We start from the raw sequence: 14,487 nt of genomic DNA, 5'->3' as shown, positions 1-14,487 counted from the left end.
ATCTCCGGGAGGTGTTAGGAGTGAGGAGTGAGGATCAGCAAGATAGAAAGCTTTTTACCTCACTCTTCACCCTTCACTCCTCACTTTTCTTGAGTCTCCAACCTTCCTTGTTCACCTGGGGGACCCTGGCCAGGGCCAGGGAGTCGGGGGGGACATCCCGGGTGACCGTGGTGCCGGCGGCGATCAACGAGTTGTTGCCGATGGTGACCGGGGCCACGAACTGGACGTCGCTGCCGACGAAGACGTTATCGCCGATGACGGTCCGGTGCTTCTTTACCCCGTCGTAGTTGCAGGTGATGGTGCCGCAGCCGATGTTCACGTCCCGGCCGATCTCGGCGTCGCCCAGGTAGGTCAGGTGGGATGCCTTGGACCCTTCGCCCATGATGATCTTCTTGGTTTCCACGAAGTTGCCGATCTTCACGTGTGCCTTCAGTTCGGTGCCGGGGCGCAGGTGGGCCATGGGGCCGATGGTCACCTCTTCGTGGAGCAACGATTCGGCCAGCACTGATCCGGCCTTGATGGTGACCCGGTCTCCCAGGCGGCAGTCGCTGATTACCGCGCCCGCTTCGATGACGCAGTCAGCACCGATGGTGGTGGTGCCGCTGATCTGGACTCCGGGGTAGATGACACTGTCCCGGCCGATGGTCACCCCTTCCTCGATGTAGGTGGCGGCGGGGTCGACGATGGTGACCCCATCCAGCATGAACCGCTCGTTGATCCGCTGCCGTAGCACTGCTGCAGCGCTGGCCAACTGGACCCGGTCGTTGATTCCCATGACCTCGTCCGGATCAGCCACCGTAAAGGCGTAACAGGAGCGGTTCTGCTCGGTTGCCAGGGTGATGATGTCAGTCAGGTAATATTCTCCCTGGGCATTGTCATTGCCGAGGCGGCTGACGGCGTCAAAGAGAAAGCCGGCCTCGACGCAGTAGATGCCGGAGTTGATTTCGTCGACTTCGCGTTCCTGGGGGGTGGCGTCCTTTTCTTCCACGATCCTGACGATGCGGTTTGCTTCCCGCTTGAGCACTCGGCCATAGCCGAAGGGATTTGCCAGGTGGGTGGTGAGCACGGTTACCGTCGCCTCCCGTCGGTTGTGGGCGTCCAGCATGGCTTTGATGGTTTCGGGGCGGATGAGCGGGACGTCGCCGCACAGGATCAGGACGTTGCCGCTGAACCCGGCCAGTTGTTCCCCGGCGCAGGCTACTGCGTGGCCGGTCCCCAACTGTTCGGCCTGGAGGGAGAAGGCGAGGTCGTTCGCTCCGGTGAAATAGTCCCGGACCGCGTCAGCCTGATGGCCAACCACCACGGCGATTCTGCCGGCACCGGCAGCCCTGGCCGCCGCGACCGGCCAGGCGATCATGGGGCGTTCCCCCAGTTTGTGCATGACTTTGGCAAGGTCGGATTTCATGCGGGTGCCTTTGCCCGCGGCAAGGATCACGGCTGCTGTTTCACTCATTGTCCATCCTCCGTCGCATCTGACGAAAATTCCTGATACTGTAATCGATGAGTGGCAGGATGGTCAAGGGATTATAGGCTCTCTCATCCCGCCTCAAAAAGGGTTTCACTTTACAGTGGGGCGGCGAGCCGCTATAGTTTCCCCGGGAGTCACGCATGGGCGTACAGGAAGACATCTACCTCTTCGAGCAGCGTCTGAACGATCTGGTCGTGAAGTATGAACAGTATTTCCTCGGACTGGAGAAGCGGGAGCCGCTCAAGCTCCTGGATGATGTGGAGCGGCAGTCAAGGAAGTACGCGACGACCAAGATCAGCAACACCATGCTCAAGTTCCGCTATAACTCGCTGGTGGCCAGGTTCAGCAGCTACCGCCAGTACTGGGGCCGCATCATCCGCCTTATCGAGGAGGGGAAGTATTCCCGGGACCGGGCGAAGATGGCGCGCCATGCCCTGTTGCCGCCAGCCCCGGAACCGGTGTCATCGGTGCCTCCCGAGGCTGAGCAGGTCTACCGTGATTACCTGGCGGCCCGCCGGGCGTGCAACCTGAACAGCGGCACCATCTCCCCTGAAAAGATCGCCGATCTCATCGCCCAGCAGCAACCATTAATCCAGAAACGTTATGGCACGGACCGCATTACCTTTGTGGTGGTGATCGAGAATGGTGTTCCGAAGATCAAGGCCCGTCCGCAAAGGTGATGATTGCTCAGAGCTCCGGCGGTAACGTATGGTTATCCCCGCCCCGAACTCCGAACCATAAAGGTTTTCCTATGCGTCTCCTGCTGGTTACCAGCCATACCGAACCCTCGCCCCAGGCCATTCCCCTGGCAGCGGCCTTCCTGAAAAGCGCCCTGGCCGCCTCTCCGGTCGCTGATGCCGTCGATATCGTTCTCTGCGACCTTTTCGCCAACGATGACGTGGCGGCCTGTGTCGACAAGATCCTTGCCGTTGAGCCCGAAGCGGTCGGTTTTTCCCTCTACCTCTGGAACCGCGACCAGTGCCGGGCCATTATGCTTTCCCTCCGTCAGCTGCGGCCTGCCTTGGTGCTTTTTGCCGGAGGGCCGGAAACGACCGCCGACCCGGCAGGACTACTGGCCGGTTCCGCCTGTGACTTTGTCGTCTGCGGAGAAGGAGAGCAGGCGATCTGTGCTGCTGTGGCGCGACTCCTTGCCGGAGGCGATGTCGCCGGCATCCCCGGGGTGGTGACCCGCGACCAGTCTTTCCCGCATACCGTGGCCCTTGTTCCCGAGCTGGATAGCGTGCCGTCGCCGTACCTTTCCGGTATCCTGCCACTGGTTGACGGCGGGGGGGGCCTCTGGCAGCATTCCCGTGGCTGCGACTATGCCTGTGACTACTGTTTCGACACCCTGGGCCAGCGCGGGGTGCGTCGGTTTTCCGTGGAGCGCCTGGCGGCAGAGCTCGATCTGTTTGTTGCCAGCCGGATTGCCCAGGTCTTTGTGCTCGACTCCACCTTCAACCGTGACATGGCGCGGGCAAAGACGCTGCTCCGCCTGATTCGGGACAAGGCACCCCATATCCATTTCCACTTCGAGGTCCGGAGCGAATTCATCGACGAAGAGATGGCCGAGCTCTTTGCGGCAATTACCTGTTCACTGCAGATCGGCCTGCAGAGCGCCGACCCGCGGGTGCTGAAGAATGTGGGAAGGATCTTCAACCGGGAGGGGTTCGTTTCGCGCATCATGCTGCTCAATGAGGCCGGTGCGGTGTTCGGCTTCGACCTGATCTACGGCCTTCCCGGTGACACCCTTGAGGGCTTTGCCATGAGCCTGGACTTCGCCTTCGACTGCTATCCCAACCACCTTGATATCTTCCCGCTGGCGGTGCTGCCGGGAACCCGCCTGGCTGCCAGAGCAGGCGAATGGGGGCTTGAGCATCTGCCGTCCCCCCCCTATACCCTGCTCCGTTCGGCCACCATGGACGAAGGCGCTCTGGCCACGGCCAGGGGGGTGGCTACGGCCTGCGACATCTTTTTCAGCCGGGGCAAGGCGGTGGCCTGGTTCAATGCGGTGGTGCGCTCACTGGGGATGCGGCCGGCCGGGTTCCTCGGACATTTTTGGGAAAGGCTGTCGCAGCGGCACGGTGCCGGCGTGACCGAGCGGGCGTTCACGGACGAACAGATCTGGCAGCTGCAACGGTCGTTTCTGGAGGAGCTGTTTTCCGCGGAAGGGGTGGCGCATCTGCTGCCGGTGGCCCTCGATCTGGTCGATTACCATCATCTGTTTGCCGTGGCACTCATGACGGTTCCTCCGGAACTCCCCACGGATCGGGAGCTGGCAACGGAGGATCTGCTGGGGCGGCCGTTCGTGCTCGCCCCGTCTGCCCGTCTCGCCCGTTTCCACTACGAGATCTTTGACCTGCTGGAGTCCGGGGAGCCCGATCTGGAGGAGTTTGCGGACTGTTTTTCCCCGACGGGATCATGGGCGGTTATCTATCCCAGGGCCGGTGAGGTTTTTACCGAATCCATTGACGAACGGCTTCACGCTCTGCTCGAAGAATTGGATGGCTGTCGGCCGGCGCGGGAGGCTGCCGAAGCGGCAGGCATGGAGCCGGCGGCGGCAGCAGCCTTCCTGGAGTTTGCAGCAGCCGAAGGGATCGTGACGCTTATCTCTTAAGGCCCACTTTCCCCAGGGTTTCCCGCAGTTTCGCCGGTTCGACCGGCTTGACCAGGTGGGCGGCCGGCTGGGACGACATGAAGGAGTTCATGACGTCCTGGGGGGTGTTGAGGGCGGTGAGCACAATGATCTTTACCTGCTGTGCCAACGGTATCCCCCGTTCCTTTTCGATCCGTCGTATCTCTTTGCCCGCTGCGTGACCATCCATGTTGGGCATGACGATATCCAGGATGATCAGGTCAAAGGGGGTTCCTTCCTCGTGGGCCGTCATGAACTGTTCGACGGCTTCGTTGCCGTCGGTCGCCATCGTACAGGAAGCAGTTCCCTCCAGACACTGGGCAATCAGCCCTCTCCCCAGCTCATCATCGTCAACGATCAGGCATTTCAGATTTTCCATGGTCACTCCTTTTCCGTTGGATTAACAATTCCTTCCGTGGTCCGGGTAAAAGCGTCGAGTTCTTCCCTCAGCCGCGGTACTGCTGATAATGCCTCGTCCAGGTTGCCACTCTTGGCGGCCAATTCGATCCGATGGGCAACTTCCTGCACCCGTACGGCACCGATGTTGGCCGCACTCCCTTTGACGGCGTGGGCGTGCACCCGTATGGCGTCTGTATCCTTTGTTCCTACTGCGGTAGCGAGCTCGTCCCAGCAGACCGCCACTCGTGTGCTGAACATGGCGACAAATTTGGCGACCAGATCGTCCCGCCCTCCCAGCCGTTCCACAAGCCCTGTTCGATCAAATACCGGCGTCGGTGGGGAGGATTCGGTTTCATCCGGATGTGCCCCGGTTGGTGTCGGCGCAGCGGCATCGGCTTTAGTGTGACAGTGCTCCCGGAGGGCGGCCCGAAGTTCTTCCGCTTTGAACGGCTTTGAAATATAGCCGTCCATGCCGGCAGACAGGCAACGCTCCCTGTCCTCTTTGGCCGCGTAGGCCGTCAGCGCCAGGATGGGGGTACGGTGGCCGGTACTGGCCTCCCGCTCGCGGATCGTCTGCGTGGCCTGCAGACCGTCCATGCCGGGCATCTGTATATCCATCAGGACCACATCGAACCGTCCGGCAAAAAAAGTGGCGACCGCTTCATGTCCGTTCTTCGCGAAGGTTGCACGATGCCCGGACCGGGAGAGGATTACCGCGGCCAGTTCGCGATTGACCTCAACATCATCTGCCACCAGGATGCTCAACCGGGGACCCTCTTCGTCGGCGGCTGACCCGGTGGGGCCGGTGGTGCATTCGTTGCGGCCGCTCATCACCGCTTTGATCGTCTCCCTGAGTTCTGAGTGGACCACCGGCTTGGTCAGGTAGTCATCGATCTTTAACTGCTTGAATACCCCGGCGTCAGCCGTGTTCCCGGCATTGCCCATGACAATCACCTTGAGCATGCCCCCTGTTGCTTTTTGCAGGCATTCGACCAGCTCTGTTCCGTCAGTGCCGAGGAACTGCATGTCGATCACGGCCAGGAAAGGGGCTGCGTTGTGCTGCGCCAGCTTCCGGAGCCGGGTCGTGGCACTCTGTCTGGTATCGGCAGTTGTCGGGAGCATCCCCCAATTGGTGAGAAAATCGGCAAACATCTGCCGGTTCGACGCCAGGTGGTCGATCACCAATACCTCGACCCCGCGCAGTGCCGGCTCTGTGTCAAGAGCGGCGCTCTGTCCTTCCACGCCGCACGGCACGGTAAAGTGAAAGGTGCTCCCTTTGCCCAAAACGCTGTCAACCCAGATGTCGCCATCCATCATTTCCACGATACGTCGGGAGATGGCGAGTCCCAGGCCGGTCCCGCCAAACTGCTTGGTAGTCGATGCATCCGCCTGTTCAAAGGCATAGAAGATTCTGGTCATGACATCGGGAGTCATGCCGATCCCCTGGTCGGTCACGGAGAACTGCAGCAGCACTCGGTCCGGCGACCTGCTCTTTATCTTGACGGTGGTGGAGATTTCGCCGTGGTCGCTGAATTTGATGGCATTGCCGACCAGGTTGATCAGGACCTCCTTCAATCGTTCCCCATCGCCCACCAGGATCTCGGGTATGGCGGGCGCCGGGGTGAACGTCAGTTCCAGCCCCTTCTGACTGGCCCGGACCGCCAGGGAGCGCAGTGTCTGGCCGATGGTGGTCCGGAGCATGAAGGGACTGTTGTCGATCGTGAGCTTGCCGGCCTCGATCTTGGAGAAATCCAGAATGTCGTTGATCAGCAGCATCAGGCTGTCGGCGGAATCCTTGATGATGCCGAGGTACTGGTGCTCCTGTTGGGGCGAATATCCACCCTGCAGAAGCTGTTCGGTCATCCCCAGGATGCCGTTCATGGGGGTGCGGATTTCGTGGCTCATATTGGCCAGAAATTCGCTCTTGGCGTTATTGGCAGCCTCTGCCATCTGCCGGGCGGACTCCAGCTCGTTGGTCCGCTCCCGGACCCGTTCTTCCAGGTGGGTCATCTGTTCCCGCACCATGGCGGAGAGGGAGGTGCTCTCCAGGGCGTAGGCGCAGGTGTAGAACAGGATCGACAGCGCATTGAGCGCTGCTGCGTCGATCGTTGCCGTCCCGCCGACCAGGATGGCGGCAAAGACTCCCCGAATGCCCGTGCGGGTGGCAATGACGTGCAGAAGCACGCTACGGTCTTCCGGTAGCGGGAATAGAATTGCCTGGTTCCGGTGGAGCGCCCAGGAAAAGGAACCATCCAGGATCATGACGTCGAGTTGCTGCTGAAGAACCCCATGAGAAATTTCGGGAGAGCAGGTGGATAGCTCGAAACTACCGTCGTCCATTGCTTCGAGACAGCCCATCACCTGGCACGACAGCAAACGCCCCACCTGACTGAACGTGGCGTGGAAAATATCCCGGGAACTCTTTGCCCTGCTCAGATCGCCGTGGAAATCGCCGCTTGACGTCAGCATCTCCAGAATAGCCATATAGCGGCGATTCATTTCCTCAAGGTAGTCAACCCGTTCCTGGAGGAAGGTCGGGGAAGGGGTTATTGTCCTCTCCTCGTTCATGACCCCTCCGTCAGGATGGTAAAGGTTTCGTGGATCTGCGGTTCGGACTGTTTCAGGATGGTACCGAGCATGCTGATGGGCATGCCCAGGCGGTCCCAGGCGGCCTCGGCCAGCGGGGGAACGAACCATTCGGCGCTTTGGCCGAACTGCATACCCTGACAGATGATGTCGGCAAGGTGAATAACCGCTGTTTGCAGCGGGAACTGGGTCGCCAGGGCCGGGGCGTGATGACAGGCGACCGGTTCGACGATGCTTGCCGGGATCTTCCATTCGCGGAACAGTGCGCTGCCCACATCGGCATGATCGAAACCAAGCAGTTCCCGCTCGGCGCAGGAGTAGAGCTGACCCGATTCCCTGCTCCTTTCGGAAAGGGTGCGGACCGTGTCGGGAACGGTGGTGCACATGATCAGCTGACCGACATCGTGGAGGATGCCGGCGACAAAAAAGCGTTCCACGTTGCTCTCACGGAGGTAGGTGGCCAGGTTGCGGGCGATGATGCCGCAGGCAATACTGTGCTGCCAGAACGAAGCCATGCTGATCAATTCTTCGGGGATGCCATGGAAGACCTTGATGACCGAACTGGCCAGGGCCAGGTCCCGGAGCTGCTGCGTGCCGATGATCGTCACCGCCCTGGTGATCGAGTCGACCCTGGAGTAATAGCCGAACATGGGGCTGTTGGCGAGCTTGAGGATGCGGGCCGTCAGTCCCTGGTCTTCGGTGATGATCCTGGCAATATCGTCGATGGAACTGCGCGGGTGGTTGATCGCCTCGTTGAGTCGTTCATAGAAGAATGGCAGGGAGTAGACCGTTCTGGTCTCTGCGACGAGGCGTTCAATCGTAATGGGTGACGTATCAGTGATGGCCATGAAGGATTTTACTGATTGCCGCCAGGCGCAGCAGTTCGCGGATTGCGGGATGGTTCGTGTTGGCGTGACGGAACAGGGAGGTAAGGGACTGTTCGGTTTCTTCCAGTTGAGATTGGGTGACTTCCGGTGGAAGCGGGACGGAGCGGTCGACATCATCTATGCCGGCAATGTCGGCCTCTTCTACTCCCCAGGTCCGGAAGATCACCAGGTGTTTCTGGGTCAGCTCGACACCGCTTCCCAGGAGCAGTCTGCCGGTGCTGTCCTGAACGTCTGTCGCCAGGACCATCCCGGTTTCCAGCGTATCAATTGGTACCATTCCCATGTGGTAGTTCCGTGCCACCCAGCGGTTCGACGGCAGATGTCTGTTGCCGGGCCAATAGATGGTATTGACATGTACCAACTCTTCGGTGGCGTATTGGCTTTCTTTAGGGAATGGGTGTTTCAGGAGCAGGTTAGCGGTTTGTTCCTGCTGGAGGAAACCTATAAACAATAATCGAAAAACAAAAGGGCTATGCCCACAGGCATAACCCTTTGATTTATTGGTGGAGCTGAACGGGATCGAACCGTCGACCTATGCGTTGCGAACGGCAACATATTGTAATTCCAGCCTATACCAGCCTCACCCACTCTCCGTGTAAATAATTACCTCAAATGCTTGACAGTACTGGTTTTTTCCATTATTCTCTGTTTCAAGTTGTATCAACTGATTCATGCCACGGCCACAATTTAACACGGCAACAGTACGGCAACAGTTACGGGGGAGGGCAACAGTATGGAATTCACTATGAACGATATGTCTCTGAGGAACCTGAAGCCTGAAGCAAAGGAATTCACGCGCCGTGAGAAAGGCGGTTTCGGCGTTCGGGTGCATCCATCAGGAACAAAGACACTCTTCTTCATGTACCGTGTTGCCGGTCAAAGGAAGTTCCTGAACCTGGGGGAGTACTACGAGCCGAAGCACAAAGGGGAACCGAAGGGCAACAGGGTTACATTGTCGGAAGCCCGCGCGGCATACGAGACGGAGAAGAAAAAGGTTGAGCTGTTCGTCAAAGGTCAAGGCGGTGCTGATCCTGTTGCAGTCAAGAAAACTGCCCGGCTGCAACAACTGGAAAGCCGTAAGGCCCATTCCGTCGACGATCTTGCCAAAGAGTACATGGAGAAGCACGCCAAGCCGAATAAGAAGACCTGGAAGCGTGACGAGTTCTGTCTAAACAATGACGTGCTCCCGCTGATCGGGAAGGCCAAGGCTCAGGACGTGAAGAAACGCGACCTGATTCTTTTGCTGGAAAAGATCGTTGAGCGTGGCGCGCCTGGGCAGGCCCGAACGGTTCTTGAAGTCATGCGCCGGATGTTTACCTTTGCCGTGGAGCGCGACATATTGGAGAACAGCCCCATGTTCGGGGTGAAGCCGCTGACGAAGAAGGTCGCCAAGGACCGAGTGCTGACCGCTGACGAAATCAAGGCGTTATGGATCGGCCTTGACACCGCGGGAATATCTGACGAGATCAAGCGCGCCTTGCGGCTTATCCTTGTGACCGGAGCACGGCCAGGGGAAGTAATCGGGATGCACACAAGCGAGCTTGACGGCGATTGGTGGCAGATACCGGCAGACCGGAGCAAGAACGGTATTGTTCACCGGGTGTTCTTGACCGGCACGGCAAAGGAGATCATCGGCCCCCTGGAGATTCTGGACACCGGAACCGGCGAGATGGTTGCAAAGGGATACATCTTCCCTTCACCTCGTGTTGAGATCGACCCCGAAACCGAGAAGCCCATTATCAAGCCGATAGACGTCAACGCGCTGGCCTATGCTATCCGGCGCAACCTGAAGGACTACAAACGCCAGAGAGCAGCACGGAAGTCGCCAGACAGTGACACCCCCGTTATGGTGCCGGTCAAGGATGAAAAGAAGATCGACATGCAGCCGTTCACGCCTCACGACTTGAGGCGGACGGCGGCAACATTGCTTGCCGAGATCGGTTACAGCAATGAGGTGATCGACGCCATTCTAGGACACAAGGCGCGGGGCGTGGTGGCAGTCTATAACCGGCACGACTACGCCAAAGAGAAGCAAACCGCAATGGAGGCGCTGGAACGCAAGTTGACCAGCATCACCACCAGCAAGAAGTCAGACAACGTGGTCAGTATCCAGATAGGCAGAAGAAGCGCATAATCATTGCTTCAGGAGGCGCGAATATGAGCGGATGGGATTTGCTTCCCAGCACAGAGGATGAAGAACGCTACCAGGCTGAACTATCTGCAAAGCTCCTGAGTGGCGGTGAACTATCCGAGCTTGATCGGCGCTATCTTGCGGATCGAATTGCACCCAAGGCAAAGGCCCAACCGAAGAAACCAGCACACCGGCCGAAAGGATCAATAACCACTTACGGGAGAAACCTGCATCTCTGTGTTGAGTATCTTGACCTGTTGGAGCAGTTTGGCGCCGGTGGATCAGACGCCGCCTATAAGGCTCTTGCAGCAAATTATGGCATAAAAGAGTCAACTATAAGAAAATCTGTTGGTACTGAACTATTGCACCATGTCAAAATTCTCCACCCCTTCATCCTACGAGAAAAAAAGTAACCCTCCTTTAATAGTTTTATTATCCTGCAAAATCAGTGCATTACAAGATATAGCCTGCTATTGATTGGTTCAGCTTGAACCAATTTCTAGGAGGTAACGTTATGGCGTACAAGTCTAAGCCTACCGTCGAGGATCGGAACGTCTCACTCGGGGAATGCATCAGTATCCTGGGGCGGTCTCGGTCCTCAATTCTGCGTGACGTTGAGGCTGGTAGGATTCCCCGCCCTTTCAAACTGGGGGGAAAGGTGTATTGGCGGCTGTCTGAACTCAGGGAGTGCATGGAGCAGATGAGGCACGCAGCCTAGAGCGAGGATCACGACCGACTGTCGTGAGACAGCCAGCGCCGACGCCCAGAGGCGCGGCGCAGTGAGGCGAAAGGAGCCCACGCCACATACAGGAGACCTTATATCGTGAGAACATTCGAGACTGAAAACCTAGACCTTTCGAGCTACCTTGTCACGACCGGCTATCAGCCGGACATATTCCGCAACACGATCAGCAACCGGGCCGTCTTACCTACCTACGTCGACCCGGGAAAAATACTGGAATCAGCGGGACGCTAAATTATCAGGGTAACGACCTGTTTCATAACTTCAGCTCGTCCACTCCATTCGAGCAACGCAGCTACACCAAATTCGGAGCCTATGCCCTGTTGTACCACGGCGGCGACTTCGGAGCGGCTGCTCGGGAGCTGGCGCGGCAGGGATACGGGGAGAAGGCACCGGAGCCAGCTATTGTTGGAAACCAGGAACCCGGCACAAAACCTTCCCTCTTCATGTCCGCCGGTGATTTCCTCGACACTCACATCTCCATAAATCACCTCATCAAGCCGTTTATCGAACGCGACACCACGGGGCTACTATTCGGCCCATCAGGATGCGGGAAAACCTTCACCGTTTTGGATTGTGGGCTTGCTGTAGCGGTAGGCGGCGAGCCTATTACCGAAAACGGGACAAGGGACATAACCGGGACATGTCCCGGACTTGTCCGGGGGTAGTAAGGGGGACAGACGGGACACACCTCTTTAGAGGTGTCCCGATGTCCCGCTACCTGTCCCGTCCAAAAAAGGAGGAAGCAATGAACCAACCCGACAAAGTCACATTGAGATTACTGCGCCAGAATAATCGCCTTGATGTAGTCCTATCTGACAGCACCTTCGACATTGTTCAGAAGTTGGCGGCCGGCCTGGGAGTTGATGCCGCCCTGTATCTGAAGAGCGTTATTACCGACCATATCTGCCTGAACGCTTCAAAGGTACTCCCCCCGCCACCTGTACCGGCGTGGGTTAACAGATGACCCAACTACACCAAAAGGAGGCGCAAAAATGACCGCTCCAAGCCACAAGGCAGACATAAACAAGTACGGTATCCCCTGTATCAAACATGACCTGTGGGCATGGTTCAACCGGGACATGGGAACCGTTGCATGGATCAGCCGTGAGTTGTGCACACTCTCCCAGCACACGGTTGCCTACTGCGTAAAGGAGGGATTGCTTACTCCCGAGCAGATCAAGCGTGACCTGGTAGAGCCAAGCCGGAAAATGCTTGAGCATGGCGATGCATCCCTTACCGATGATGAGCGGGAAAGAGGCGCGGATATGGGGGACTTCATCAAGGCCCATACCATCATTGCCTTGGATTACTGGTTCAAGGATATGGCCGGGAGCCGGTGCCGCTTGCATTGTTGGGGGAAACTGAGCAGCCTCAGCAACCTGCCTTGCGGGTTTGATGACCTGGCGGAAAGGTGCAAATCCGACCCGGAATTATATGACGCTTTCAAGACTGTCCTGGCAGGTGTGACAGATGGAGGGGACACCCGGCAGGATCAGGCCGAGCAGTTAACTTGAACGGCTCAACACCCCGCGCCAGCGGTAAACGGCACGGCACCCTTAACCACCCCCGCGCCACTCTACGGAAAGGAGGCAGACATTGAAGAAGATCGACGATGCAGTGTTGCTGGCAATGATCGACCAGGGCACGCCACAAAAGGACGCAGCAGCCCATTTCGGCGTTACCGAAGCGGCAGTATCGAAAAGGCTTCGCCGGTTGCGACTGGCAGCGAAACGGCCGGCGATCCTGGACAAGCTCACGGACAAAGAGCAGGCATTTGTGGTGGAGATCGTAAGCGGCAAGACACAGACCGACGCCGCGGCCGCTGCCTTCGACGTGACCACCCGTGACAGTGCCAAAAGCCTCGGTTGCAGGCTGGCTAAAAAACCTGACATTGCCGAGGCGATCACGGCCGTAATGGAGACGGAAGGTTTGGGGCGCCGGCACCTTATCCGCACCCTGAAGCGCCATGTTGACGGTCCAGATGCACAGGTGTCGATTCGGGCCACCACGGAGGCCTTGAAGCTTCATGACGCATACCCCGCCAACAAGTCCGTATCGCTTCAGATCACGGCCGTCTGCCCGGTCGACTTGGACCGGTACCGGCGATAGGAAGGAGGCGAACCCCGATGAAACGAAAAACACCACTTTATGCAATCCGTGGCAAGCGCGTTGATGGAGGGTTGTTACTGGTACGGCAGGCGTTTGCCGGTTGATTGCGGCGCCTGCCCGTTCTGGCAACCGGAAGAATTCTGTTTTCTCTCCATTCCGCGCCAGTTGTGGCCCGAGGCTTACACAGAGAGAATGCAGAGCATGACACAAGCCGAAATTATGGGGCACTATGACAACTTGAGTCTTGCACTGACTGATTCAGGGTACACGGAATACGGCGCGGCCATGGCATTGATAACAGCGACAAACAGAAAGAATTTCAATCGGTGGTCATGAGCACCGCCAGAAAAGGAGGTTGAACGATGCCAGTGCTTGAAAACTTACTGATGATGAACAACCGGACAGGTGCAGACCGCCAGACAGAACAAGAGCAGCCAGCCGACCAGCAGACGCAGCCGACCGGCTGGGGAATATTGGCAGACAAGGCCACCACCTACGGCGAGAAATTTGTTGACCAGCTTTGGCAACAGCACATGGCACAGGCTTTGGCGCGTGGTCGCTACGATCCGGCACAGTACCCCGTCGAGATCAACATTGACTACCAACCCGGGGGGGCAACCCCTGTTTACGGTCCGACCTTGCAGCGATCAGACCCGAAGATAAAGCGATACTTGGATTATCTGGGGTATCGTGGGGGATACTGAGCAAACGGAGAAGGGGAGGCGTAACCGCTTCCCCTTTTTCTCCCCCTGGCGAAGATTCCGGCAGCAATCAGCCTGCTTTGTGGCTTTGCCCCACTCCGTACTGACCGCCAGAACGAACACCCCTCAGAATCGAAATTTGGACGTTGCCAGTCTTCCCGGCCTGTAAGATTCATCCCGCCAGCTATGCGACCCCATAGCACACATGCAGCCTGACATATTCTGTCGTGATTCGTTGGCGCGTCAGAAGCACCTTGTCCCGGTGAATGTCTCGGGGGTCGATTGTCTCGGCTTCGCATCCAGGGATGCTAACCCGAGATTCCTGGTTGATCAGATTCCCAATGTGGTCTTTTCCTGCTTGTCTCTGCCGCTCCTTCGCCTCTGCCTTCAGCAAGGGTAGCATTTCGAGCATGGGGAGCCGTGACGGGCCGCTCGTCAACCACTTGACCATTTCTAAAAATATGTCGCAGCCCAGAAGGAGGGTACGGCAAACTCCTGAGGAGAGTCCGATGCCACCCCCCCCCTCTGATCGATGCCCGCTCCCCGTACCTGGTACGGGGGGAGGGGAGGGCTAGGCTTCACCCCAATAGAGGGCCGGAAATATCAAGTCGTATCAGTCGCTATCAGGCAGCTATGCGGCAACAAAGCGGCAACAAAGCGGCAACAGTGTTGCCGAATAAATAACAAAGGCGCTATGGAATGATCCATAACGCCTTGTTTTTATTGGTGGAGCTGAACGGGATCGAACCGTCGACCTATGCGTTGCGAACGCATCGCTCTCCCAGCTGAGCTACAGCCCCATGGTTATCAGCTAATAGACGAAATATAT

At 58.0% G+C, this 14,487-nt stretch carries 15 protein-coding genes and 2 tRNA genes; 10 read left to right on the top strand and 7 right to left on the bottom strand.

Annotation, left to right across the window (positions count from 1 at the left end; all coding sequences use genetic code 11):
* Positions 1–73 precede the first annotated feature (73 nt).
* Complete coding sequence (gene glmU, locus JN12_RS00475) at positions 74–1,453, bottom strand: bifunctional UDP-N-acetylglucosamine diphosphorylase/glucosamine-1-phosphate N-acetyltransferase GlmU (RefSeq protein WP_145016986.1); 1,380 nt, start codon at positions 1,451–1,453, stop codon at positions 74–76.
* Positions 1,454–1,608: 155 nt separating this feature from the next.
* Between glmU and JN12_RS00470 the strand changes: the two genes are divergently transcribed.
* Together JN12_RS00470 and JN12_RS00465 are read left to right on the top strand one after the other, a co-directional pair.
* Positions 1,609–2,148 (top strand): MXAN_5187 C-terminal domain-containing protein, encoded by a 540-nt coding sequence (locus tag JN12_RS00470; protein WP_145016984.1) that lies wholly within the window; start codon positions 1,609–1,611, stop codon positions 2,146–2,148.
* Positions 2,149–2,219: 71 nt separating this feature from the next.
* The gene (locus tag JN12_RS00465) at positions 2,220–4,082 is read left to right on the top strand and encodes a B12-binding domain-containing radical SAM protein (RefSeq protein ID WP_145016982.1); all 1,863 of its coding nucleotides are present in this window, start codon (positions 2,220–2,222) and stop codon (positions 4,080–4,082) included.
* On the opposite strand, the gene JN12_RS00460 is transcribed toward JN12_RS00465, so the two are convergent.
* From JN12_RS00460 to JN12_RS20390, 5 genes are all read right to left on the bottom strand, one after another.
* Positions 4,072–4,479 carry a response regulator gene (locus JN12_RS00460; RefSeq protein WP_246125675.1) on the bottom strand — a complete coding sequence of 136 codons (408 nt, stop codon included), beginning with the start codon at positions 4,477–4,479 and terminating at the stop codon, positions 4,072–4,074. The two genes, JN12_RS00465 and JN12_RS00460, sit on opposite strands and share 11 nt — an antisense overlap.
* A 2-nt stretch (positions 4,480–4,481) precedes the next feature.
* Positions 4,482–7,067 carry a response regulator gene (locus JN12_RS00455; RefSeq protein WP_145016980.1) on the bottom strand — a complete coding sequence of 862 codons (2,586 nt, stop codon included), beginning with the start codon at positions 7,065–7,067 and terminating at the stop codon, positions 4,482–4,484.
* Positions 7,064–7,933 (bottom strand): HDOD domain-containing protein, encoded by an 870-nt coding sequence (locus tag JN12_RS00450; RefSeq protein WP_145016978.1) that lies wholly within the window; start codon positions 7,931–7,933, stop codon positions 7,064–7,066. Before JN12_RS00450 ends, JN12_RS00455 begins: the two co-directional genes overlap by 4 nt.
* Complete coding sequence (locus JN12_RS00445) at positions 7,920–8,255, bottom strand: hypothetical protein (protein ID WP_145016976.1); 336 nt, start codon at positions 8,253–8,255, stop codon at positions 7,920–7,922. The genes JN12_RS00450 and JN12_RS00445 overlap by 14 nt, the downstream gene beginning before the upstream one ends.
* Before the next feature lie 218 nt (positions 8,256–8,473).
* Positions 8,474–8,554 (bottom strand) — tRNA-Ala (locus JN12_RS20390).
* A 151-nt stretch (positions 8,555–8,705) separates the two neighbouring features.
* Between JN12_RS20390 and JN12_RS00440 the strand changes: the two genes are divergently transcribed.
* The 8 genes from JN12_RS00440 (at position 8,706) to JN12_RS00405 (ending at position 13,661) form a co-directional block, all read left to right on the top strand.
* Positions 8,706–10,106 (top strand): tyrosine-type recombinase/integrase, encoded by a 1,401-nt coding sequence (locus JN12_RS00440; RefSeq protein ID WP_145016974.1) that lies wholly within the window; start codon positions 8,706–8,708, stop codon positions 10,104–10,106.
* Positions 10,107–10,129: 23 nt separating this feature from the next.
* Positions 10,130–10,516 carry a hypothetical protein gene (locus JN12_RS00435; protein ID WP_145016972.1) on the top strand — a complete coding sequence of 129 codons (387 nt, stop codon included), beginning with the start codon at positions 10,130–10,132 and terminating at the stop codon, positions 10,514–10,516.
* 101 nt (positions 10,517–10,617) lie between these two features.
* Entirely contained in the window at positions 10,618–10,821 is a 204-nt protein-coding gene (locus tag JN12_RS21065; protein WP_145016970.1) for a helix-turn-helix transcriptional regulator, read from the top strand.
* Positions 10,822–11,168: 347 nt separating this feature from the next.
* Positions 11,169–11,513 (top strand): AAA family ATPase, encoded by a 345-nt coding sequence (locus JN12_RS00425; protein WP_145016968.1) that lies wholly within the window; start codon positions 11,169–11,171, stop codon positions 11,511–11,513.
* Positions 11,514–11,593: 80 nt separating this feature from the next.
* Positions 11,594–11,812: a hypothetical protein gene (locus JN12_RS00420; protein WP_145016966.1), complete on the top strand. Its 219-nt coding sequence runs from the start codon at positions 11,594–11,596 to the stop codon at positions 11,810–11,812.
* Between the two features lie 28 nt (positions 11,813–11,840).
* Positions 11,841–12,362, top strand: a complete 522-nt coding sequence (locus tag JN12_RS00415; protein WP_145016964.1) for a hypothetical protein — start codon at positions 11,841–11,843, stop codon at positions 12,360–12,362.
* Positions 12,363–12,444: 82 nt separating this feature from the next.
* Positions 12,445–12,957 (top strand): terminase small subunit, encoded by a 513-nt coding sequence (locus JN12_RS00410; protein WP_145016962.1) that lies wholly within the window; start codon positions 12,445–12,447, stop codon positions 12,955–12,957.
* A gap of 362 nt (positions 12,958–13,319) precedes the next feature.
* Complete coding sequence (locus JN12_RS00405; RefSeq protein WP_145016960.1) at positions 13,320–13,661, top strand: hypothetical protein; 342 nt, start codon at positions 13,320–13,322, stop codon at positions 13,659–13,661.
* A 721-nt stretch (positions 13,662–14,382) separates the two neighbouring features.
* Here JN12_RS00405 and JN12_RS00400 read toward each other — a convergent pair.
* Positions 14,383–14,458 (bottom strand) — tRNA-Ala (locus JN12_RS00400).
* Positions 14,459–14,487 lie beyond the last annotated feature (29 nt).

The organism is Geobacter argillaceus (assembly GCF_007830735.1).
GTDB classification, from domain to species: Bacteria; Desulfobacterota; Desulfuromonadia; order Geobacterales; family DSM-12255; genus Geomobilibacter; species Geomobilibacter argillaceus.
The sequence above is the reverse complement of the archived record's forward strand: the minus strand, read 5'-3'. Positions and strand labels throughout refer to the sequence as shown.